Genomic DNA, 21425 nt, shown 5'->3' with positions numbered 1-21425 from the left:
CGCGAAACACCCCGCCGGCTCACAACTCCAGAACCAGCGCACGATGGTCGGAAACCTCCGGCCGCGCCACCACCTCGAACCGCTTCACCGCCGCGACATCCGACACCAACAGATAACTGGCATGGCGCACCGGCTTCGGATAATGCGACGTCCGCGTATCCGCCACACCCACCAGATCAGTCAACCCGATCTCGGCCAACATGCCGAACGTCTCACTGCCCGGCAGCAGATTGAAATCCCCGCACACCACCACCACATCGTGCGGCTCCCGGAACCGGCGCACCAACTCCACCAGCCGCTCAGCCTGCCGACGCCGCGCCGGACCATCCCCCTTGCCCGCCGGATCACGCAACCCATGCAACTGCACCACCGCGACCGAACGCCCCGCACCACGATCCACCACCCGCACCGCCAGCGCGACACGAGGACGATCCGCCACCGCCCACTCGACATGATCGACAAAACGCCCGTGCACGAACGCGGAATCCACACCGACCACCGGCAGACGCTCAGCCACCCACGTCGCCACACCGAAATCCTGCCGATGCCGGACCCCCGCGCCATCACACACAGGACCACAATCACTGGTCACGAAAATCCCCTGATGACGCGGCAACACCCCCCGAACATCGTCGAAGAGATCAGCACGCTGCGGCACACTACGCTGCCCGTCCTCAAAACGCGTCCACCCACGCAACCCCGCCGTCCGCGTCACCTCCTGCAGACAGACGACATCCGCCCCACTACCAGGCAACCACGCCACCAACTCGTCGAACAGCGCGCCACCCCACGCGTTCACACTCACGATCCGCACCCGACACCCATCCCTCAACCCCCAACCGGCACCTCACCGCCGCGGCGCACGAGCCGTCACACAGTACGCCCGCCCCACCGGATCACGCAGCGTCGTCCACTGCCCGGGCACCCGCCGCACCACCGTCGCCCCCAACGCCTCATGCCGCGCCACCTCAGCCGCCACATCCGAACACGCCAGATCGACATGCACCCCCGCCGCACCATCCTCGACCCGCTGCAACAACAACCGCATCGGCACCGGCGCGGCCGGCAACAACCGCTCGAACTCCACACTGTCCGGCATCGGATCATGCGCCCACCCGGTCACCGCCCGCCAGAAACCCACCTCCGCGGCGTAACCACCGGCAGGAATGTCCAGACACAACTGATCGGCAACACTGACCTGCCCACCCGGCCACCGCACCGCCCCCGGCGCCACCCGCTCACCACCCCAACCCACCACACAGAACACCAGACCCGCGGGCGAGCGCAGCACCACCACATCATCATCAGCGCGCACCACCACCGCACCCAGCCCCCGCAACCGCGCCACCGCACCCGACAGATCCACCACATGCAGATCCAGATGAGCCCGCGCCGGCCCGTCACCGACCACCTGCACCCGCAGGCACGCATCACCACCCCCCGGCACCAGCGTCGCGAACCGCCCCCCACCACGACGCGCCGACACCGCCGCACCGGTCACCGCCGCCCAGAAACGCTCCGCCACCACCGCACCCGCCCCCGGCGTATCCAAAAACCCGGTCACCCAGCGCACCATCACGACACCGACACCACCTTCCCGCAGCTCTCCCGCGCCTCCACGACCGCCCGCGCCCGCACCGCCGACTCACCATCACCGGCCACCGGCTCCACGACATCCGCCACCCGCACCACCGACGGCCCACCAGACACGTAACACCGAACCCGCCGCATCCAACCCCCACCCGTGACCCGGCCGCGACACGACCACCCTACGACCACCCAGAACCCCTTTCCGGGTACGCACATCCACTCCGCACACCCGCCCGGCACGGGCACACACCCGCCAACCACACACCCGACACACCGGGAGAAACACATGAGCGACTGGGACCAGCGCTACCGCACCGGCGACACCCCCTGAGACCTCGCACGCCCCGTCACCGACGTCACCGTCAACGCCACCACCGGCGACGACATCACCACGCTCGCCGGCTGAACCCGCCCCGCGCACCGGTCGGTCCACGACATCGGCCCACGCCAAGCGCACCCCACACGGGGCTCACCCCAACTCACGCAACACCCGATTCGTACGATTCGACAGGATCGCCGCGCGCTGCTGCTCCGCCGTCACCTCGATGTAGTTCTGCGACGTCGCCAACGACGCATGCCCCAACAACCGCATGATCTCCGACGCGTTCGCGCCGTCCTCGGCCAGCCGCGTCGCAAACGTGTGCCGCAACGCATGCAACTGCGCACCCCGCGGAACCCGGTCACCGATCCCCGCCCGCCGGAAACACGACCTCACCAGGTACTGCAAACCACCCCGCCGCAACGGCGCCCCATGCCGATCCACCAACAGGGGAGCGGAACCGTCCACCCGCCCGAACCGCACCCGGCAACTGTCCACATACCGCCGCACCGCGGCATCCAACCCCGCATCGATCGGCACCGACCGCGGCCGGCCACCCTTGCCGGCCACCTCCACCCGCCGCTCACCGTCGCGACCCGACACCGAACCCACCCGCAGACTCAACAACTCCGACAACCGCAGACCGGCACACAACGCCAACGCCAGCACCAGCACATCCCGCTCCGGCCACGGATCCCGCTGCCGCTCGTCGACCCGGCTCGCCACCCGCAACAACCGCTCCGGCGTGTCCTCACCCCGCAACGGCTTGGGGGAGTGCGCCACCATCCGCGGCTTGTCCACCGCCGACATCGGATTGCCCGCCACCACCCCCTCGGTCACCAGGAACGTGAAGAACGCATTCCACGACGACCAGGCGCGCGCCACCGAGGCGGGGGCGCGGTCCGTGGCGAACCGCGCGAACGCGGCGCGCAACACGCGGGGGGACAGGTCGGCCGGCGTCGCCGGGGCGGGCACGGCCTGCCGCAACACCAGGCTCAGGTCCCTGCGGTACGCGGCCAGCGTGTGCACCGACGGTTTGCGGGTGGCCCGCGCCGCGAGGAACTCGTCGATGAGCTCGGTCAGGGGAGTGGACGGCTCGGAGGATGATTCGTGCTGCATAAGAGATATTATGCAGCAAATATTCCTATTCATGCCGATCGAGCCCTGGCATGTCGACCGGCACTGACGTCTGTTTTGTGGTATTTCGCGGTGCCGGGATTCAGGCGTGACCAGCCCGGATCGGCATCGCCGGGCCCTCGGCCGAGATCAGCGCCGCACCTGCCGCGGGGGCCTGCGGCCGAGCGGCACCGTGCCCGCCGCCGGGTGCCTGCGGCCGAGCCGCAGGCACCCGGCGATCCCGAGCGGGGAGCGGGGGCTGTGATCCGTCCACGCCCGGCCGCGCGGGAGCACCCAGCACCGCGGGCCGGGCCTGTCCGGGCGCAGGGCTCCGACGCACCGCGGGCCGGACTCCGGCGCACTACGGTCCGGGCGCCGGGCTCCAGCACGCTGCGGTCCGGGCTCCAGCACGCTGCGCACGATCCTCGGCGCGCCGCGTTCCGGTCCCGGTCGGGAGCCGGTCGGCTTTCCTGAACGACGCGAACCGCAGGCGTGAATCTTGAGGCTGGCCTCGGCGCGGTGCCCGGTGGCCGCCGGGGGCGCGCCGCGTTTGTGGCATGGCGCCGGCTGGGGGCCACTTTCCACGGCCGGGGTTGACATAATGTAGATTATCGACCTGAGATTGGTGCGCGGAGGAGCGGACGCCACCGCCTCCTGCGGACCGCCCGTGCGGTGGCTCGCGTGTCCTTCCCCGATGTCGTCGCCGCCCTAGGCTCCAAGATCGGCCCTGCCCCGCTGCCCCTGAACGGCGTGATCGCCGTTGTCCTCGACGGGCGGAACCGGGTGCTCCCGGTCCGGCGATCGGACAACGGCCAGTGGGCCCTCACGACAGGATGCCGGCAACCCGGCGAGCAGCCGGCCGACGGCGCCCTGGTGAGGTGTTCGAGGAAACCGGTGTCCGCGTACGGGTGGAGCGTCTCCTGTCCGTAGAGGCGCTGGAGCTGTCCGTCGTGTCCAACGGCGATCAGGTCCACTGGCTCGCCATCGGGCTGCGATGCCGGCTCGTCGAGGGCGACGCCCGGGTCAACGACGACGAGTCCGTTGAGGTCGGCTGGTTCGATCCGGATGTGGTGCCGTCGCTGCCTGCCCATCAGGCGCGATGTCGACACTGGCGTTGGCCGAGGACGCCGACCCGTGGATCGGGCGACCCGAGCAGGCCTGCTGCGCCAGCCGGGTGCCGGTTTCGACGTGGCGGCTACGTTGGCACGGCTGGTCTCCTTCGCCTGGCAGCCGCCACTTCCCCACTGCCCGCCGTTGGTGGTCCGCTGCCGGTCGATCACGCAGAGTAGCTTTCTGGAATCGTCCGGTCGTTCTGCCTCAGCGGCGGCGCGCGGCTGTTGTCGGGGTTGGCGCGTCTGGCCGGAGCGTCAGCAGCGGTGGAGAGTTCCGCCTCTCCCCTGGCGGGTCGGGTCGGTCCCGTGCAGGCGGCGGGGGGCGACTCGCGCCGTGGTGGCTCCGGGGGGACGAAGGATCCGGAGGTGGCGGGGGCAGCGGTGGTTGATGTGGACGGTCGTGAGTGGTGGGCGTGGGTCGGCGCCGTTCGGCGATGATCTTGGGTCTGCGCTGCTCGGCGGGGCGCGGGGTGGTTGTCGGTGGGGGCTGGTAGAAAGAAGGCCCTCTCATACAGACGTACGAAGGTGGGGATGTTGGTGGCGGCGGGTGTGGAGGCGCGGGGGTTGACCGTGCCGGAGCTGGATGGGATCCGGGAGGCGCTGGCGGCCGGGCGTAAGCCGAAGGTGCAGTTCACCGAGGCGGCGGGGCAGATCGCGGGGCAGGTGGGGCAGGTTGTCGGGTTGGAGGATCCGGCGGTCAGCGAGGAGTGGGTGGTGGTGCGCTTCGGTCGTGACGAGTTGCCCTTCTCCCCCGGTGATCTGCGGATGGCGCCCAAGGGTGCGGTGGCGCCGAGGAAGGCGCCGGTGGTGGAGCCGGAGCCGGATCCGGTGTTGTCGGGGCCGGAGTTTCTGATCGACAAGCCGATCGAGAAGCCGAAGGCGGCTCCGGCGCAGCGCAGGAGTGTGGATGAGGTGGAGAAGGGTGGACAGGACGTGACGGCTCCGGCGCCGCGGAAGGCGGCTCGGCCGGTGAAGGCGAAGCCGTCGCCGTCGTTGACGGTGACGTTGGCCTATGGCGAGGGTGAGTGGACGGTGGGTGCGACGCAGGGCGCGAAGGCGTTGGCGAAGCCTTATGTGATTCGTCCGGCGGAGGCGTTGAAGATGGTGCAGCTGATCGACGTGCCGGGGGTGCAGGAGGCGGTGGAGCAGATTCTGGCGGCGGAGCGGGCGGAGGCGCAGCAGCAGGCGCAGCGGTTGCGGGCGGAGCTGGCGGAGATCGAGGCGCGGTTGGCGGAGTTGGGTGAGGCGGGTTCGCAGCCGTCGTGAGCGGTGGTGGGCTTGCGGGGTGTGGATGAGAAAACGCCCGCACGGGGGCGGGCGTTTTCGTGGTGTGGTGTGGCTTATTGGGCGCTGATGGTGCCGGTGGCCAGGAGCAGCATGAGCAGTGCGCCGAGGGCGAGGCGGTAGAAGATGAAGATGCTGTAGGAGTGTTTGGCGACGAATTTGAGCAGCCAGGTGACGGCGAAGTAGGCGACGGCGAAGCTGACGGCGGTCGCGACGAGGGTGTTGGTCCAGCCGACGCCGTGGGAGATGTTGTCGAACTCTTCGTAGCCCTGCAGGATCGACGCGCCGGTGAGGGCGGGCACGGACAGGAAGAACGACAGTTTGGTGACGGTGACGCGGTCGAGGTCGCGTAGCAGGCCGGCGGACATCGTGGATCCGGAGCGGGAGATGCCGGGGATGACGGCCAGGCATTGGACGACGCCGATGATGAGGGCGTCTTTCCAGGTGACGTCGTCTTCGTGGCGGACCTGGGTGGCGGCGTGGTCGGCGAAGGCCATGACGCCGGACCAGACGATGAGCGCGCCGGCGACGAACCAGAGGCTGCGTAGCGTGGTCTCGATGGTGTCCTTGAAGGTCAGGCCGGCGATGACGATGGGGATCGAGCCGAGGATGACGGCCCAGGCGAACCGGAAGTCGGGGTGCTGGCGTTCTTCCTTCCTGGCGAGGCCTTTGAAGAAGGCCGGGACGATCCGGCGGATGTCGGGTAGCAGGAAGATGATGGTGGCGAGGACGGCGCCGGATTGGATGATGACCGTGAAGGCGGTGATGGCCGGGTCGTCGAGTTGGTAGCCGAGGAGTTTTTCCAGGATGGTCAGGTGACCGGTGCTGGACACCGGGAGGAACTCGGTGACGCCCTCCACCGCGCCCATCAACACTGCTTCGAAGATGTTCAAAAACGGATCCCGCCTGTTTTGTAACGTGCCTGGCCGGTCCCGAGCATAGGGGGACGGATCAGGCGGAGCGACGCCGGTCCCGGGCGGCCGCGATCGTGTACGCGGGGTCACGGTCCAGGTTGTGCCGGTCACGGTCGTAGCGGCGGGTAGTGCGCGGGTCGGCGTGTCCCATGGCGTCCTGGACGTCTTCGAGGGGGACGCCTTCGGCGCGGGCGGCGGTGGCGAAGGCGTGCCGTAGCGAGTGGGGGGACATCCGGTCGGCGCCGGGGATGCCGGCCTGCTGGGCGAGGCGGCGTACCAGGCGGAACACGGCGTGCCGGTCGAGGCGGGCGCCGGTGGTGGTGGTGAACAGCGGGCCGTCGGCGGTGCCGCGGGTGCGCAGGTAGGCGTCGAGGGTGGCGGCCGCGGCGGGGGTGAGCACGCGGCGGCGGGGGCGGCCGCCTTTGCCGGTGAAGCGGACGGTGCGGTGGCCGCGTTCGACGCCGAGGTCGGCCAGGTCGAGGCTGACGAGTTCGCCGACGCGCAGGCCGAGGTCGGCGAGCAGGGTGAGCACGGCGCGGTGGCGGGTGGCGGCGGGTCCGGTGTGTGTGTCGGCGGCGGTGAGCAGGGCGTCGACTTCGTCGGCGGTGAGGCCGATGGTGGCGGAGTGGTCGCGGTCGACGTAGGGGCGGTCGGCGCCGCTGACCGGGTTGGCGGGTACGGCGCCGAGTTTGACGAGGAAGGCGTACCAGCTGGAGAGGCCGGAGAGTTTGCGGGCGACGGTGGCGGCGGCCATCGGGCGTGCTTCGAGGGTACGGGCGTAGGCGTTGACGTCGAGGAACGTGGCGGTGAGCGGGTCGAGGTGGTGTTCGGCGCACCAGCGCAGCCAGGTGGTGACGTCGCGGCGGTAGGCGTCGCGGGTGTGTTCGGACAGTCGCCGGTTGCGTAGCCAGGCCTCGGTGAACTGGGTGGCGGAGGCGGTGATGTGGGGCAGCAGCGACATGCGGCCCATGTTCTCAGTTTTCGATCGGTGTGCGGTCGGCGACATGCCCTGGGGTGGTGGCGGTGGGGCGGGGTCGTCGGTGTGCGACCCCGCCGGGGCAGGCGGGCATCAGGCGGCGGTGGCCAGGCGCATGCCTTGGGCGTCGGTGATGCTCAGCCGGGTGGTCATGGTGCTGCGGGCGGCGATCTGGGCGGCGTAGGCGGCGCGGCGGCGTGCGACGCAGCCGTCCTTGGCGGCGGGGACGCCGGTCTGCTCCATGTGGGTGGTCAGGCCGTCGCGCAGCAGGGCGAGGGCTTCGGTGCGCAGTTGCGAGACGCGGGATTCGGTGACGCCGAGTTCGGCGGCGACCTGTGACAGCGGTCGTTCCTGCAGGAAGGAGGCTTCGACGACGTAGCGCAGCCGTTCGGGCAGGGCGGTGACGGCGTCGTGCAGGTAGCCGAGGCGTTCGCGGTGCAGCAGCATCTCCTCGGGGTTGAGGGCGCTGTCGGTGACCATGTCCTCGGCGGTGCCGGTGGCGAAGCCCTGCAGTGACAGCACGGCGGCGCGCTGGACGTCGTCGTCGACGGTGCTCAGTTCGCCGACCGCGACGCCGAGCAGTTCGGCGAGTTCGTCGGCGGTCGGGGTGCGGCCCAGCTGGCGGGTGAGCTCTTCGCGGGCCACTTCGGCGCGGCGGGCCCGGGCGCGTACGGAGCGGCTGGCCCAGTCCATGCTGCGCAGTTCGTCGAGCAGGGCGCCGCGTACGCGTACGGCGGCGAATCGGCCGAACGGGATGCCGCGGGAGGGGTCGAAGGCCTGGGCGGCGGTGACCAGTGCGGCGTAGCCGGCCGAGGCGAGGTCGTCGCGGTGCACGTGCGGCGGCACCTTGAACAGCATTTCGCGGACCATGTGACCGACCAGCGCCATGTTGTCCCGGATGAGTTGCTCCTGCTCGCCGGTGACGGGCGTGGTGGTGTGCGCGGCGGTCGCGGTCATGTCGGTTCCCCCCGTGGTGTTGGTTGCAGGGGGAACTTTTCGTGGCTACGGGTGCAACCGATGGGCACTCTCGGTTGCTGCTTGGTTGCACTGCGTATTTCTTCTCAGGTGTGGGGTGGGGGCTGTTTCAGTCCCGCCCCCACCCGTGGTGCACCGCTGCGGCCGCACGTGGTGACCGTCAGCACCCGGCGGTGCGCCAGCGCCTGGCGCGGCAGCCGGGCCCCGGGCGACGCCGTCGAGGCCGGGCATCCGGCCGCGCCGGGCAGCCGTGCTGCGACGTTGGCGGCGGCCGGTGCGGCGCGGGCCGCTTCAGTGCGGCGGCTCGCCGGCGTCGGGCCCGGCGGCGGCGAGCACCTGCTCCACCGCGGTCTTGGTCAGGCCCAGGCCGTGCAGCACGCCGGCGCCGGGTTCCTCCTCTTCCAGCAGGGCCAGCAGCACGTGCCCGGTGCCGATGTCGTCGTGCCCGAGCCGCAACGCCTCCCGGAAGGTCAGTTCCAGCGCTTTGCGTGAGCGCGCGTCGTAGGGCACCAGCTGCGGCACCTGGGCGGCCGGCGCGGGCAGTGCGGCGCTCACGCGCGCGCGGACCGTCTCGATGCTCAGCCCCTGCGCGGTGATGGCCCGCACGGCCAGGCAGTCGGGTTGCTCCAGCAGGCCCAGCACCAGGTGCGCGGGGGTGATCTCGTCGTTGCCGTGCGTCTTGGCCTGGTTCATCGAGGCGACGATCGCGTTGCGCGCGAGCTGGCCGAAGCGGTGGAAGCCCTGTGACGGGTCGAGCTTCTCCTTGGGGACGAATCGTTTCTGCGCGGCCTGTTTGCTGACTCCCATGCTGCGGCCGATCTCGGTCCAGGACGCGCCGGAGCGGCGGGCCTGGTCGACGAAGTGGCCGATCAGGTGGTCGGCCAGCTCCCCCAGGTGGTCGGCGAGCAGGACGGCGTCGGAGAGCCGGTCCAGTGGGGCGTCGGGGCGGTTGAGGGTGATCGTGGAGATCAGGTCGTCCAGGCGTACCGGAGGTGTCAGCTGCGTCATGCCGTCAACCTTAGGTTGACGAACGGCCGTGCGTCAACGTCGGGTTGACGCTTGGGGGTGACCGTGCGGCGGTGACCGCCGTCCACACCGGCCGCACCGGCGTCCGCGGCATCGGGCAGGATGAGCGCATGACCGTCAATCCGATCCGGCACATCACCATCGACGCGCACGACACCCTCAAGCTCGCCCGGTTCTGGGCCCAGGTCACCGGCTACCGGCTGGCCGACGACTGCGACGCCGAGGAGGCCCTGCTCACCTCACCGTTGGACGGCTCGCCGGGGATGCTGTTCATCGCGGTGCCCGAGCCCAAGAGCGCCAAGAACCGGATGCATCTGGACATCCAGCCACCGGCCGGGACGCGCGACGAGTTCGTCGAGCGGATGCTGCGGCTGGGCGCCAGCGTGCACGAGGACCATCGCGCGGGCGACGGGACCGGCTGGGTGACCATGCTCGACCCGGAGGGCAACGAGTTCTGCGTGGAACGCAGCGCGGCCGAGCGCGCCGCGGCGTGAGGCGCCGGGCAGGCCAGCCCGCCCGGCGCGCGGCGCGTCAGGACGACTTGGCGGCCTCCTTACGGCCGCGTCTGCCCAGCGGCACCTCGGACATGTCCACCGCCTGCGAGGTGATCTTCTTGTAGCCGTAGCCGCGCTCGGTCAGCCAGGCCACCGTCTTGGCCTCGGCGCGCGCGACCACCTGCGGGATCTGCTTCTCGTCGGTGACCTGCTCGGCGAAACGGAAGGTGAAGAACGGCCGCGCGGCGATGTCGTAGGTGATGTGGCCCTGCTCGGTGTACTGCACGGACAGCAGGTCGTCGCCACCGTCGGCGGCCAGCCGCGCTTTCTGCTCGGCGCTGAGGTTGTCGAAGGATCCGCGTACGGTCACGCGAATCGTGCGGGTCTGGGTCATCCGGCCAGTATCGGCGGGCCCGGCCGTGCGCCGACACCGGATTATCCGCGCCACCCGGTCGCGGGGCCGGTCGGCGCCGCGACGCCGCCCGTGCGGGTCCGTCGGTTTACCGCCCGGGTCCGGGCCGGGCGGCGCGGGGCGCGTCCGGCGCCGCGACGCCGCCGTGCGGGTCTGCCGGGTACCGCCCGGGTCCGGGCCGGGCGGCGCGGGGCGGGTCTGCCGGCGCGGCGCCCGGCGTTCAGGCCAGGAATTCGCGGGCGCCGCGCAGCCGGGTGGCCAGCAGCTGCCGGGCACGGTCGAGCACCAGGCGGACGTCGCCCGGGCGGCGCAGACCCAGCCCGGCCAGCGACGCCGCCGGGATCGCCGACACGTCCCACCCCTGGCGGCGGGCCACCAGCACACCCAGCTCGTACCGGCTGACCGGGTCGGCGCCGGCCACGTTGAGCACCCCGGCATAGTCACCGGCGGCCAGTTCGAGCAGCGCGGCGGCCAGGTCGTCGACGTGCACCGGGGTACGCACCTCGTCGGTGAACAGGGCGCCCGTGACGCGGCCGGCGATCAGATCACGGGTGAGGACCTCGTGCCCGCCGTTGCCGTCGCCGAGGATCAGCGAGGTGCGCACCACCGCGGCGTGCGGGTCGACGGCGCGCACGGCGGTCTCCGCGGCGGCCTTGGCCGCGCCGTACCGGTAGACCGGATCCGGGCGGGCCGCCTCGTCGTAGTGCACCTCGCGCCCGGAGAAGATCGCATCGCTGGACACGTGCACCAGGCGGACACCGCGGGCGGCCACCGCCACATGCGCGGCCCCGTCGGCGGTCGACACCCAGTCGTTGCGGTCGCGGCCCGCGGCGGTGTGCACGATCGCGTCCGGGCGCACCCGGGCCACGACCCGGCGCACCTCGTCCGGATCCCGGATGTCCAGGCGCACCCCGGCGCTCGGGGCCGGGCTGCGCAGATAGGTGCCGACCGGCTCCCAGCCGGCGGCCGCGGCCCGGGCGAAGACGCGCCGCCCCAGATATCCGCCACCGCCGGTGATCAGCAGTCGTCGTGTCACGGGCGGCAGCCTATCGGGCGCAGGCCCGCGCACCCCGGCCGGTCCGGGCCGCCATCGCGGTCACCTCGGCCCGGCCGTGGCCCGCGGGGACAGTGGCGTGCCGCCCGGCGGTCACCGCAATTCACGCACGTAAACACCACACGCATCATCAAGGTCGAAGTTCTTCGATAGGTTACGGCCGACCGTTCTCACCGATCGGAAGGAGTTCCACCGTGCGACGACTGCTCGTGGCCACCCTCGCCACAGCGTTGACGCTCGCCGCGACGGGCGCGGCCGCCCACGCGCACCGCCGGGCCGCACCGGCCCCCGGCGCGGCCGGCGCCGGCGACACCTACTACCCGGACTACGGCAACGGCGGCTACGACGTCGCCCACTACGACATCCGGCTGCGCTACACCCCCGCCACCGACAGGCTCACCGGGACCACGACCATCCTGGCCACGGCCACCCAGGACCTGAGCCGGCTCAACCTCGACTTCCTGCTGGACGTCTCCTCGGTGCAGGTGAACAACCGCCCGGCCGGCTTCGCCCGCGAGGGCGCGCACGAGCTGGTCGTCACCCCGGCGCGCAGCATCACGGCCGGCGCCGCGATCACCATCGTGGTGCAGTACTCCGGCGTGCCCTCCAGCAAGGCGGTCGACGGCTTCACCGCCTGGGAACGCACCGCCGACGGGGCGCTGGCCGTCGGCGAGCCGGAGATCGCCTGGTGGTGGTACCCGAGCAACGACCACCCGTCGGACAAGGCCACCTTCGACGTGTCGGTGTCCGTGCCCGACGGTGTCGAGGCGATCAGCAACGGCGTGCAGCCGCGCCCGCCGGTGCGCGAGACGCTGGGCTACACCCGGTGGAGCTGGCGGTCGCTGAAGCCGCAGGCCACCTACCTGACGTTCCTGACCGTCGGGCAGTACGACGTCACCACCGACACCGCCGCCGACGGCACCACCGTCTACAACGCGTACTCGCAGCTGCTGCCCGCGGACTTGCGTGACGCCGCGCAGGCCAGCGTCGAACGCACCGCGGAGATCGTCGACTGGGGGTCCACCGTGTTCGGGCCGTACCCGTTCGAGGCGCGCGGCGGCGTGGTCCTGCCTCCGGGCGAGCTCGGCTTCGCCCTGGAGAACCAGACCCGGCCGATCTACTCGGCCGGGTTCTTCCGCCGCGGCTCCAACCCCGCGGTGATCGTGCACGAGAACGCCCACCAGTGGTTCGGCGACTCGGTGTCGGTGCGCTCCTGGCAGCACACCTGGCTCAACGAGGGCTTCGCCAGCTACGCCGAATGGTTGTGGTCGGAGAAGACCGACGAGGGCACCGCGCAGGAGATCTTCGATTACCTGTACGCGACCTCGCCGGACGACGCGCCGATCTGGACCACCGCCCCGGCGGACCCGGGCGTGGCGCAGCTGTTCGGCGACGCCGTCTACGACCGCGGCGCGATGACCCTGCACCAGCTGCGCACCGCGGTCGGCGACGAGGACTTCTTCGAGATCGTGCGGACCTGGACGGCGCAGCACCGGTACGGCGACGCCACCACCGAGCAGTTCACCGCCCTGGCCGAGCAGATCTCCGGCAAGGACCTGCACGCGCTGTTCCAGGCGTGGCTGTACACCCCGGCCAAGCCGGTGCTCGCCGGCGCGCCGGCGAGCTCGGCACGCTCGGCGAACGTGCCGGTCGCGCCGAAGTCGTGGGCGCAGATCAGCCGTACCCACGAACTGCTGCACCGGTGAGTCACCGCCGCGGCGTGCCGGTACGGCACGCCGCGGCGGCCGGTACGGGGGTGTCGTGCCCGGAGAAGAAGAAACGCGGGCGGATGTCTTCCGGGCTTCTCTCCCCTGGCCGCTGTCTGCGAGGCTGCTGATGGTCCCCGTCGCGCGCGTGCTGGGAGGTCGACGCCCGTGCAGGTGACCGGCTGGCTGCCCCGCACATCGGCATCGGCGTCTCCCTGTCGGTGATCGCCGGCACCCTGGCCGTGACCGCCGCCGCGTCGCTGATCAGGGCCGGGCGCGGCGCGCCGGGCACGCTGGGCCCGCGCCGCTGAGCCGGCGCCGTCGCGCGCGGCGGCTCAGGAGGCCGGGGCCGCGCAGGTGCCCGGCGGCAGGGTCGGTTCGCTCAGCTGCGCCAGCGACTGGTTGACCTCGGTGAAGGTGGCGAGCTGACGGAACCGGTCACCGATCACGACGTCGATCGCCTCGGTGCCGCGCTTGGCGTTGAACTCCATTGTCGCCTGGCCCAGGAAGAACGCCCTGATCCACTGGGCGGCGCCGACCGTCTTCGGGCCGTACTGGATGATCGCGACCTGGTCGAACCTGGTCCTGCTCCGGCTGGCCGGCTGCACCCTGAAGCCGCGGCCCCGGAAGTCGGCGCTGACCCGGCGGGCCACTCCCCCGGCCCGGGTGCCGTCGAGCACCCGCAGCGTCACCTGCTCGGGCACGTCGGGAAAGGTCAGGTCCGCCGGGACCGCACCGGCCGGGCAGCGGCCGCCGGCCGCCGCGCCGGCCTGGGAGTCACGCACCACCGAGAGCACCGCCACGACGGCCGCGACCGCGGCCAGAACACCGATGACCAGGTAGGCCCGCACGCGCGTGTGTGTCACGCCAACAGTGACGCACGCCGATCGGGTTTTGTGTACTCACGACACACTATCGTTATCCGGCGGCGGGCGCCGCCCGGCCGCTGACCAGGCCGTTGCCTGCCGGGCCGGTCGAGACGTCCGGCCGGGCGGCCGATTCTGACGGTACGGGGCACCGCGGCCGTGAGCACCGCCGTCACCTCCCTCAGCGCAGCGCCACCGCGCGCCGGGCCGCCCGGCCCGCGCGATCGCCCGTTCGCCGGTCCGGCCCGCGTGTGCGACTGCCACGGCCTGCGGCACGCCGCGCACGCGGCGCGGGTTTCCCGCGAGCATCGTCGGATCCGGCGGCACCGCGCCGAAGGTGAACGCCGGCCGCGGAACCGGCGGCGTGCTCGCGCGTGCAGGCCGCGCCGGTCGAGCAGCCGCCGTGGTAGCGCGCGTCTGGCACGGTGTGACCATGGTTGATGCCGCCGCTCTGCTGGCCGCTTACGACGCGCAGATGCGTATACCGGCCGGCGCCGTCCCGTCCGGCATGACCTACGAGCACGACGGTCCGATCCTGCGGATCGCCGGTGGGCACGTGGGACGGATCCGGGCGCCGCGTGACGTCGGCGTCACCGGCGCTGAGCTCGACCGCCTGATCGCCCGTCAGCGCGACTACTTCCGGGCGCGTGGCCAGGGCGTCGAGTGGAAGCTGCGGGCACACGACCTTCCCACCGACCTTCCCGAGCGCCTGGTCGCGGCGGGGTTCGTCGCGCAGGAAGCGGCGACGGTGCTGATCGCCTTCGCCGAACAGGTGGCCGCCGAGCCGGTCCTACCCCGCGCAGTCGTGCTGCGGCAGGTCAGCGCGGCCGAGGACCTGCGCCGCTTCGCCGACCTTCAGACCGAGGTGTTCGGGGCCGACTGCTCCTGGGTCGCGGCCGACCTCAGCGCCCGGGTGTCGGCGGATCCCGGCCAGATCACCATCCTGGTCGCGGAGGCCGGTGAGCGGCTGGCCTGTACTGCCATTGCGGTGTACGAGCCGGGCACCGAATTCGTCGCGCTGCTCGGCGGCGCGACACTGCCGCAGTGGCGCGGACGCGGGCTCTACCGCGCCATGATCGCCGCTCGGGCACGGGAGGCCGTCAGCCGCGGCTTCCGGCTGCTGCATGTCGACGCGTCCGCGGCCAGCGCGCCCATCCTGCGCCGGTGCGGCTTCCACGAGATCACCACCTCGACGCATTATCAGTGGACGCCGCCGCGATAGCTGCGTGACCTGGTGGTGGCCGGCCTCGCCCAGCGGGTGATCTCCGGGCGGCCGGTCGACGTCCTCGCGCGGCACCTGTCCGGGGCCGTGTCCTGGGCACCGGCGGCACGCGGGCGCGAGCCGCGTCCACCTCAGTCGTGGCGCGAAAGACTTCCGGCCACAGCGGACGCGACGCGAACGACCCCTGGCGTCGGCGTGTGAGCCGACACCGCGTGGCGCGCGCCCGCCGCGCCGCCCCGTTCCGGCGTTGATCGTTTCCGCCGCGTGGGTGGGCACGACGCCGACATGATGAACCCTCCTGCCGCTGGCCCGTACGCCTCGATCCGGCCGGCCGACGTCTGGAGACGAGGCACTAGCGTGGCGAGCGCCAGACCTGGTTCAGGTAATCGAAACCGCCGCCTGTACCGACGTTCACCTCCGGGTACTCGGTGCCGTTCACGTAGCGCTGCTGCAACAGTTTGCCGCTGCTCTCGTTTTCGAGGAAATATCCAGTGACCTGGTATTGCGCCTGGTGGATCTGCCACAGCTGGTTCGAGCCGCCGGTGCAGCCGGCCGCCTTCACGTCCGGTTGCTCGACGCCGTTCACCCAGCTCTGCTGCAGACACTTACCGCTTCTCTTGTTCTTCACGGTCACGATGCTGTAGGAGCTGTCCACCAAGGTGAACGCCCACTGCTGATGGTCGCCGCCGGTACATCCGGCCACCTTGACGTCCGGCTGCTCGACGCCGTTCACCCAGCTCTGCTCCAGGCATTTCCCGCTTCGCCAGTTCCGCGTGGTCCACCAGACTTCCTGCGCCGAGGCGGATGCGGCGGCTGACGCCGCATCGGGCGTCGCCAGCGCCGCGGCCGGTGCCGCGAGAACAGCCGCACCGGCGGCACCGGCCGCGGCGAGAGCGGTCGCGAGACGTCTCACAGATACCTCCGAAGAGTCGGGGGGATGGCGCCGGGACCAGGCATGGATCATCTGGACGCGCCCAGGGTCGGTTTCTGATCGCCGGAGAGCGAAACATCGGCATGGCCGTACCTGAATGACGCGGATGCGGAAGGACAGTCGCCTCGACGGCGACGGCGACATTACAACCTCGGGCAGCCTGCGGACAGCCTTACAGTTGGACGCTCATGTCGTGGGTCTGGGCGGCATCCGGCCACGAGCCGGCCAGCCGCATCCCGGCCTGGATCAGCGAGACACCGGCGGACGTCTGTGGATGCATCAGCCGCGGACCGGGCCCGAGGCTCTGGAAGGACAGGTGGGCCCGGATGGTGCCGACGTTGTCCGGGCGCAGTCCGGCGGTACGCCCACCGGTCGTGGTCATCCACTGCCACCAGTCGGAGTCGCTGTCCCGGCGGTCGATGGTGCCGTACGCGATGGTGACGCCCTTGTCGAGACGGCGGGTTTCACCGGCGAAGAGCAGCCGCCGCGTACGCGAACTCCGCCCCTCTGCGACCACCAGCATGTCGAAACGTTCCCGCCGGCCGCGCTCGGTCTCGATGTCGACGCCGGAGGCGTCCCGATGCGCCGCGGTGACGAAGTCGCCGTAGCGGATCTGCACATCGTCCTCGATCGCGGCGAGCAGGATCTCGGACAGCCGCCCGCGCAGGATCTCCAGCTCGGCGGTGCTGGCGTCGCGCCCCGGCTCGGGCCGCAGCTCGGCGCGCACCCGACCGTCGCGGTCCACGAAGCGGGTGCCGGTCTCTCCGGTGCGCTTCGCCCACACCGCGTCCAGGATGCCCATCCGTTCCAGCACCACCCGGCCGAGTCCGCGGATGTCGACGTTCTGCCCCGCGTCGCGCCGGCCGGGTGACCGCTCCAGGACGGTGGGCTCGAAGCCCTCCCGAGACAACGCCCACGCCAGCGCGGGCCCGGCGATACTGCCACCGGTTCCTTCGCCGCGTGGAGCCCGATGGTGCTCAAGATCGACGAGTACTGCTCGTCGCCCCCGCAGGCCGAGCGGGCCACCATCCTGACCCTCTTCCAACACCTGACCCAGGTCGTAGCCGACACCACCCCCCGATGACCGCGGCGGGCCGCGTCACCGCGTGCGCCGTGGCGGAGTGCGTGCGCGGGCGACGGAGGCGGCCGTCGGCACGGGTGCGCACCGCCACCGACAAACCTGCATAAATCGTGCCGCGCGAGCCACCCGCCATTCGGGTGGCATAGCCGGAGCCGCCCGCCGCCACCTGTGGGTTCAGCCGCCTCCCCGGGGGGTATGCGCGCCGGGAAGAAGCCGTGTACGGCAATCGCGGCGGCGCCGGGACGGACGCGATCTCGATACGAGGACGCCCGTGAAGCGACTTCCCACCCCGGTAGGCAGGGGAAGAACGCGGGACGGGCTGCGGGTGGCGCTGGTGGGCTCCGGCTAGGGGCCTGGCACAGCCGGCGGCGCCCGGCACGGTGCGACGGCCCCGCGGCGCGGGTCACGACGCCGCGGGCCGACGGCGCTGTTCGGATCGGCTTCGTGCCGGCGGCGCGGGCACAAGTAGGGAGGATCCACATGGAGCTGACAGCCGCGACAACTGTTCGCAGAGCCGGGACGGAGGTCTACGCGTTCTGGCGTGATCTGCAGAACCTGCCGACGTTCATGGCGCATCTGGAGCAGGTGCGTGCCACCGGTGACCGGACGAGCCACTGGGTGGCCGGCGCCCCGTTCGGCAGGGACGTCGAATGGGACGCGGAGATCGTCGACGAGGTGCCCGGCGAGAAGATCGCGTGGCGTTCGACCGGCAACGCCGACGTGCCGAATGCCGGTACGGTCCGGTTCGTGCCGGCCCCGGACGGGGTGAGCACCGAGGTGCATGTCGCGCTGGTGTACGACATTCCGGGCGGCGCGGTCGGCAAGGCGGTCGCGAAGTACTTCGGTGAAGAGCCGCATCAGCAGCTCGACGACGATCTGCGCCGGTTCAAGCAGGTGCTGGAGACCGGCGAGGTGGTCCGGTCCGACGGCGCCCCGTGGGGCAAACGGGCCCGCAAGGAGTTCCCGCAGCGTCCGGCGCAACCGCTGTCGGACGCCGAGCTGGCGGAAGGAGCCGGGCAGTGAGGGCGAACACCTGGGCCGGCCGCAACAAGGTCGAGGTCCGCGACCTGCCGGACCCGAAGATTCTCAACAAGCGCGATGCCATCGTAGGCATCACCTCCACCGCGATCTGCGGCTCGGATCTGCACCTGGTCGACGGGTATGTGCCCACGATGCAGGACGGCGACGTCATGGGCCACGAGTTCATGGGCGAGGTGATCGAGGTCGGATCCGGGGTGCCCGCGGACACGCTGCGCGTCGGTGACCGGGTGGTCGTGCCGTTTCCGATCGCGTGCGGCGCGTGCGCCGCCTGCGCCGCCGAGCTGTACTCCTGCTGCGAGAACTCCAATCCCAACGCGGGCATCGCGGAGAAGATGTTCGGGCACCCGGTGGCCGGGATCTTCGGCTACTCGCATCTGACCGGCGGCTTCGCAGGCGGTCAGGCCCAGTACGCGCGAGTGCCGTTCGCCGACGTCGGCCCGCTGAAGATCGAGTCGGACCTGACCGACGAGCAGGTGCTGTTCCTGTCCGACATCCTGCCCACCGGCTACATGGGCGCCGAGATGTGCGACATCCGGCCCAGCGACGTGGTGGCGGTGTGGGGCGCCGGTCCGGTCGGCCAGTTCGCCATGGACAGCGCCCGGGTGCTCGGCGCCGCGAAGGTCATCGCCATCGACAGGGAACCGTACCGGCTGCGGATGGCCGAACAGGCCGGCCACATCCCGGTGAACTTCGACGACGTCGACGTGCGGTTGAGGCTGCTGGAACTGACCGGTGGGCGGGGACCGGACAGGTGCATCGACGCGGTCGGCATGGAGGCCACCCACGGCAGCGCGCACATCGCCGCGTACGACCGGATCAAGCAGGCCGTACGGTCGGAGACCGAACGCCCGCACGCGCTGCGCCAGGCGATCATGTCGTGCCGCAGCGGCGGCGTGGTCTCGGTCATCGGTGTGTACGGCGGCTTCCTCGACAAGTTCCCCGCCGGCGCCTGGATGAACCGGTCGCTGACCCTGCGCACCGGGCAGTGCCACGTGCAGCGGTACATGAAACCACTGCTGCGGCGCATCGAACGCGGCGAGATCGATCCGACCCGCATCATCACCCATCGGCTCCCGCTCGACGAGGCCCCGCACGGCTACGACATCTTCAAGAACAAGCAGGACAACTGCGAGAAGATCGTGCTGAAGCCATGACCGACAACCGCGGCACGGGCGCGCCGACCTCCACCGGGCGGCTGTTGTCGGTCCGCCGCGTGTCACTGTCCCTGGCCGCCGGCATCGCGGCCGCGGCGGTGGCCGTGGTGCTCGGCGCGCCGGAACTGAGCGCCCTGCTGGGCTGGATCGTCGCGGCCGCCCTGATCCTCGTCTGGGTGTGGCGGATCAGCTGGCCGCAAGGCCCGCAAGGGACCGAGCGGCTGGCCCAGGCGGAGAGCCGGTCGCGGTCGACCGACTCGGCCGTGCTGATCGCCAGCGGAGTCAGCCTGGCCGTGGTGGCCGAAGCGCTGATCCGATCCTCCGGTGGCCAGGACACCATCGCGGTGGCCACCGTCATCGCCAGCGTCGTCGCGGTCATCCTGTCATGGGCGCTGGTCAACACAGTATTCGCGTTCAAGTACGCCCGGATGTACCACCACGACAGCGGCGGCGGCATCGACTTCAAACACCAGGCCCCGCCCCGCTACAGCGACTTCGCCTACATGGCGTTCACCGTCGGCATGGCCTTCGGCGTCACCGAGACCGAACCCACCCTCAGCCCGGTGCGGCGGGTGGTGCTCGGGCACGCTCTGCTGGCCTACGCCTTCGGCACCGGCATCCTCGCTGTGGCCATCAACCTCGTCACGAATCTCGGGCAATCGTCCTGACGATCGCCGGCGAGCCGGCGCCACCGTCCGCGTCACCCCCGCACGGTGACCGATCCTCGGATCGGCATCCCCGGCCGGTACCGGCATAGATTCCGATACCGGCCCCGGGCGATCCGTCGCCTGTATGTAATGAAGACCCGGCCCGAGCCGGGCGGAGGGAGGCGACTGCGACGAGGAGGCAGCAATGAAGGCAGTGGTGTACGACGGGCCGCGGCAGGTCAGCGTCAAGGATGTGCCGGACGCGCGGATCGAACGGCCGACCGACGTCCTGGTACGGATCACGTCGGCGAACATCTGCGGCTCGGACCTGCACATGTACGAGGGCCGGACCGACTTCGAGCCCGGCCGCTGGTTCGGGCACGAGAACCTGGGCCAGGTGGTCGAGGTGGGCACCGGGGTCGACAAGGTACGGGTGGGCGACTGGGTCGTCCTGCCGTTCAACATCTCCTGCGGGCACTGCAAGAACTGCGAGCGTCAGCTGACCAACTACTGCCTGACCGCCCAGCCCGAGCCCAAGATGGCCGGCGCCGCGTACGGCTTCGCCGACATGGGCCCGTACGGCGGCGGACAGGCCGAGCTGCTGCGCGTGCCCTGGGGCGACTTCAACTGCCTGCGGCTGGGCGAGGACGCCGAGCAGCGCCAAACCGACTACGTGATGCTCGCCGACATCTTCCCGACCGGCTACCACGCCACCGAGATGGCCGGCGTGCGGCCCGGCGACCAGACGGTCATCTACGGCGCGGGCCCGGTCGGTCTGATGGCCGCCCTCTCCGCAACCATCCGAGGCGCGAGCAAGGTGATGGTCGTCGACCGGCACCCCGACCGGCTGCGCCTGGCCGAGTCGATCGGCGCGATCGCCGTCGACGACTCGAAGGTCGACCCGGTGCAGGCCGTTCTCGAGCAGACGATGGGGCTGGGCGCGGACAACGGCTGCGAGTGCGTCGGCTACCAGGCGCACGAGCCCGACGGCCAGGAACAGGCCGACCTGACGATGAACCGGCTGGTCGCCTCGGTGCGCTTCACCGGCAGGATCGGCAACGTCGGCGTCTTCGTGCCCCAGGACCCCGGGGCCGGCGACGAGCTTGCCAAGCAGGGCAAACTCGCCTTCGACTACGGCATGTTCTGGTTCAAGGGCCAGCACATCGGCACCGGCCAGGCCCCGGTCAAGAAGTACAACCGGCAGCTGCGCGACCTGATCGCCGGCGGCAAGGCCGAACCGTCGTTCATCGTCAGCCACGAACTGCCCCTCGACCGGGCACCGGAGGCCTACGAGCACTTCGACAACCGCGACGACGGCTGGACGAAGGTCGTCCTGCACCCGGCGATGGCGGGGGCGGGCGCCTGACACGTCCGGGTGCGCGACGGACGCCCCCGCGATCCGGGCCGGGCCGACTCTTCCCCGCCGGCGCGTCACGCGGTCCGCGCCGGCGGCACCGACGGGTGGCAGGACAACCGGCAGCCGGAACGCACGCACCCCCGCCCCG

Annotated in this window: 21 protein-coding genes; 9 read left to right on the top strand and 12 right to left on the bottom strand. The window is 71.2% G+C overall.

Features of this window, described 5'->3' with window-relative positions:
- Positions 1-19: 19 nt before the first annotated feature.
- From ACTEI_RS17715 to ACTEI_RS17705, 3 genes are all read right to left on the bottom strand, one after another.
- Entirely contained in the window at positions 20-814 is a 795-nt protein-coding gene (locus ACTEI_RS17715) for an endonuclease/exonuclease/phosphatase family protein (protein WP_122978671.1), read from the bottom strand.
- A 33-nt stretch (positions 815-847) separates the two neighbouring features.
- The gene (locus ACTEI_RS17710) at positions 848-1576 is read right to left on the bottom strand and encodes a VOC family protein (RefSeq protein WP_239082390.1); all 729 of its coding nucleotides are present in this window, start codon (positions 1574-1576) and stop codon (positions 848-850) included.
- A 483-nt stretch (positions 1577-2059) separates the two neighbouring features.
- Positions 2060-3028, bottom strand: coding sequence for a tyrosine-type recombinase/integrase (locus ACTEI_RS17705; protein ID WP_122978669.1), 969 nt, complete (start codon positions 3026-3028; stop codon positions 2060-2062).
- A gap of 875 nt (positions 3029-3903) precedes the next feature.
- Between ACTEI_RS17705 and ACTEI_RS37805 the strand changes: the two genes are divergently transcribed.
- Together ACTEI_RS37805 and ACTEI_RS17695 are read left to right on the top strand one after the other, a co-directional pair.
- Entirely contained in the window at positions 3904-4314 is a 411-nt protein-coding gene (locus ACTEI_RS37805) for an NUDIX hydrolase (RefSeq protein ID WP_203723650.1), read from the top strand.
- 372 nt (positions 4315-4686) lie between these two features.
- Positions 4687-5403, top strand: coding sequence for a hypothetical protein (locus ACTEI_RS17695; protein WP_122982225.1), 717 nt, complete (start codon positions 4687-4689; stop codon positions 5401-5403).
- 74 nt (positions 5404-5477) lie between these two features.
- Here ACTEI_RS17695 and ACTEI_RS17690 read toward each other — a convergent pair whose 3' ends face one another.
- The 4 genes from ACTEI_RS17690 to ACTEI_RS17675 all read right to left on the bottom strand — a co-directional run bounded on the left by ACTEI_RS17690 (position 5478) and on the right by ACTEI_RS17675 (position 9294).
- Complete coding sequence (locus ACTEI_RS17690) at positions 5478-6290, bottom strand: undecaprenyl-diphosphate phosphatase (protein WP_244940686.1); 813 nt, start codon at positions 6288-6290, stop codon at positions 5478-5480.
- A gap of 82 nt (positions 6291-6372) precedes the next feature.
- Positions 6373-7305: a tyrosine-type recombinase/integrase gene (locus ACTEI_RS17685; protein WP_122978667.1), complete on the bottom strand. Its 933-nt coding sequence runs from the start codon at positions 7303-7305 to the stop codon at positions 6373-6375.
- A gap of 99 nt (positions 7306-7404) precedes the next feature.
- Positions 7405-8268 (bottom strand): sigma-70 family RNA polymerase sigma factor, encoded by an 864-nt coding sequence (locus ACTEI_RS17680; protein WP_122978666.1) that lies wholly within the window; start codon positions 8266-8268, stop codon positions 7405-7407.
- 309 nt (positions 8269-8577) lie between these two features.
- Positions 8578-9294, bottom strand: coding sequence for a Clp protease N-terminal domain-containing protein (locus ACTEI_RS17675; RefSeq protein WP_122978665.1), 717 nt, complete (start codon positions 9292-9294; stop codon positions 8578-8580).
- A gap of 128 nt (positions 9295-9422) precedes the next feature.
- Here ACTEI_RS17675 and ACTEI_RS37075 point away from each other — a divergent pair, with 128 nt between their 5' ends.
- Positions 9423-9806, top strand: coding sequence for a VOC family protein (locus ACTEI_RS37075; RefSeq protein WP_145831044.1), 384 nt, complete (start codon positions 9423-9425; stop codon positions 9804-9806).
- 37 nt (positions 9807-9843) lie between these two features.
- Here ACTEI_RS37075 and ACTEI_RS17665 read toward each other — a convergent pair whose 3' ends face one another.
- A complete protein-coding gene (locus ACTEI_RS17665) occupies positions 9844-10200 on the bottom strand; it encodes a DUF6204 family protein (protein WP_122978663.1) in 357 nt (118 codons plus the stop codon).
- A 238-nt stretch (positions 10201-10438) separates the two neighbouring features.
- Positions 10439-11254 carry a sugar nucleotide-binding protein gene (locus ACTEI_RS17660; RefSeq protein WP_122978662.1) on the bottom strand — a complete coding sequence of 272 codons (816 nt, stop codon included), beginning with the start codon at positions 11252-11254 and terminating at the stop codon, positions 10439-10441.
- A gap of 212 nt (positions 11255-11466) precedes the next feature.
- Here ACTEI_RS17660 and ACTEI_RS17655 point away from each other — a divergent pair, with 212 nt between their 5' ends.
- Positions 11467-12978 carry a M1 family metallopeptidase gene (locus tag ACTEI_RS17655; protein ID WP_122978661.1) on the top strand — a complete coding sequence of 504 codons (1512 nt, stop codon included), beginning with the start codon at positions 11467-11469 and terminating at the stop codon, positions 12976-12978.
- Positions 12979-13313: 335 nt separating this feature from the next.
- On the opposite strand, the gene ACTEI_RS17650 is transcribed toward ACTEI_RS17655, so the two are convergent.
- The gene (locus ACTEI_RS17650; protein WP_122978660.1) at positions 13314-13844 is read right to left on the bottom strand and encodes a LytR C-terminal domain-containing protein; all 531 of its coding nucleotides are present in this window, start codon (positions 13842-13844) and stop codon (positions 13314-13316) included.
- A gap of 433 nt (positions 13845-14277) precedes the next feature.
- Between ACTEI_RS17650 and ACTEI_RS17640 the strand changes: the two genes are divergently transcribed.
- The gene (locus ACTEI_RS17640) at positions 14278-15066 is read left to right on the top strand and encodes a GNAT family N-acetyltransferase (RefSeq protein ID WP_122982224.1); all 789 of its coding nucleotides are present in this window, start codon (positions 14278-14280) and stop codon (positions 15064-15066) included.
- 352 nt (positions 15067-15418) lie between these two features.
- Here ACTEI_RS17640 and ACTEI_RS17635 read toward each other — a convergent pair whose 3' ends face one another.
- Together ACTEI_RS17635 and ACTEI_RS17630 are read right to left on the bottom strand one after the other, a co-directional pair.
- On the bottom strand, positions 15419-15979 hold the full coding sequence (locus ACTEI_RS17635) for an RICIN domain-containing protein (protein WP_122978658.1): 561 nt from the start codon (positions 15977-15979) through the stop codon (positions 15419-15421).
- Between the two features lie 190 nt (positions 15980-16169).
- Positions 16170-16907, bottom strand: coding sequence for a Rossmann-fold NAD(P)-binding domain-containing protein (locus ACTEI_RS17630; protein WP_122978657.1), 738 nt, complete (start codon positions 16905-16907; stop codon positions 16170-16172).
- A 651-nt stretch (positions 16908-17558) separates the two neighbouring features.
- On the opposite strand from ACTEI_RS17630, the gene ACTEI_RS17625 reads away from it, so the two are divergent.
- From ACTEI_RS17625 to ACTEI_RS17610, 4 genes are all read left to right on the top strand, one after another.
- The gene (locus tag ACTEI_RS17625) at positions 17559-18101 is read left to right on the top strand and encodes an SRPBCC family protein (protein ID WP_122978656.1); all 543 of its coding nucleotides are present in this window, start codon (positions 17559-17561) and stop codon (positions 18099-18101) included.
- Positions 18098-19273: a zinc-dependent alcohol dehydrogenase gene (locus ACTEI_RS17620; protein ID WP_122978655.1), complete on the top strand. Its 1176-nt coding sequence runs from the start codon at positions 18098-18100 to the stop codon at positions 19271-19273. Before ACTEI_RS17625 ends, ACTEI_RS17620 begins: the two co-directional genes overlap by 4 nt.
- Entirely contained in the window at positions 19270-19941 is a 672-nt protein-coding gene (locus ACTEI_RS17615; RefSeq protein ID WP_122978654.1) for a DUF1345 domain-containing protein, read from the top strand. The genes ACTEI_RS17620 and ACTEI_RS17615 overlap by 4 nt, the downstream gene beginning before the upstream one ends.
- A 184-nt stretch (positions 19942-20125) precedes the next feature.
- The gene (locus ACTEI_RS17610; RefSeq protein ID WP_122978653.1) at positions 20126-21286 is read left to right on the top strand and encodes a glutathione-independent formaldehyde dehydrogenase; all 1161 of its coding nucleotides are present in this window, start codon (positions 20126-20128) and stop codon (positions 21284-21286) included.
- The last annotated feature ends 139 nt before the right edge of the window (positions 21287-21425 follow it).

It is taken from the genome of Actinoplanes teichomyceticus ATCC 31121 (assembly GCF_003711105.1).
In the GTDB taxonomy this organism is placed as follows: Bacteria; Actinomycetota; Actinomycetes; order Mycobacteriales; family Micromonosporaceae; genus Actinoplanes; species Actinoplanes teichomyceticus.
The sequence above is the reverse complement of the archived record's forward strand: the minus strand, read 5'-3'. Positions and strand labels throughout refer to the sequence as shown.

What these genes read in the sequence shown, in the direction of transcription:
- ACTEI_RS17665 (WP_122978663.1), bottom strand. Translation starts at nt 10,200, where the DNA reads ATGACCCAGACCCGCACGATTCGCGTGACCGTACGCGGATCCTTCGAC.
- ACTEI_RS17675 (WP_122978665.1), bottom strand. Translation starts at nt 9,294, where the DNA reads ATGACGCAGCTGACACCTCCGGTACGCCTGGACGACCTGATCTCCACG.
- ACTEI_RS37075 (WP_145831044.1), top strand. Translation starts at nt 9,423, where the DNA reads ATGACCGTCAATCCGATCCGGCACATCACCATCGACGCGCACGACACC.
- ACTEI_RS17610 (WP_122978653.1), top strand. Translation starts at nt 20,126, where the DNA reads ATGAAGGCAGTGGTGTACGACGGGCCGCGGCAGGTCAGCGTCAAGGAT.
- ACTEI_RS17640 (WP_122982224.1), top strand. Translation starts at nt 14,278, where the DNA reads ATGGTTGATGCCGCCGCTCTGCTGGCCGCTTACGACGCGCAGATGCGT.
- ACTEI_RS17685 (WP_122978667.1), bottom strand. Translation starts at nt 7,305, where the DNA reads ATGGGCCGCATGTCGCTGCTGCCCCACATCACCGCCTCCGCCACCCAG.
- ACTEI_RS17625 (WP_122978656.1), top strand. Translation starts at nt 17,559, where the DNA reads ATGGAGCTGACAGCCGCGACAACTGTTCGCAGAGCCGGGACGGAGGTC.
- ACTEI_RS17615 (WP_122978654.1), top strand. Translation starts at nt 19,270, where the DNA reads ATGACCGACAACCGCGGCACGGGCGCGCCGACCTCCACCGGGCGGCTG.
- ACTEI_RS17690 (WP_244940686.1), bottom strand. Translation starts at nt 6,290, where the DNA reads ATGGGCGCGGTGGAGGGCGTCACCGAGTTCCTCCCGGTGTCCAGCACC.
- ACTEI_RS17680 (WP_122978666.1), bottom strand. Translation starts at nt 8,268, where the DNA reads ATGACCGCGACCGCCGCGCACACCACCACGCCCGTCACCGGCGAGCAG.
- ACTEI_RS17705 (WP_122978669.1), bottom strand. Translation starts at nt 3,028, where the DNA reads ATGCAGCACGAATCATCCTCCGAGCCGTCCACTCCCCTGACCGAGCTC.
- ACTEI_RS17710 (WP_239082390.1), bottom strand. Translation starts at nt 1,576, where the DNA reads ATGGTGCGCTGGGTGACCGGGTTTTTGGATACGCCGGGGGCGGGTGCG.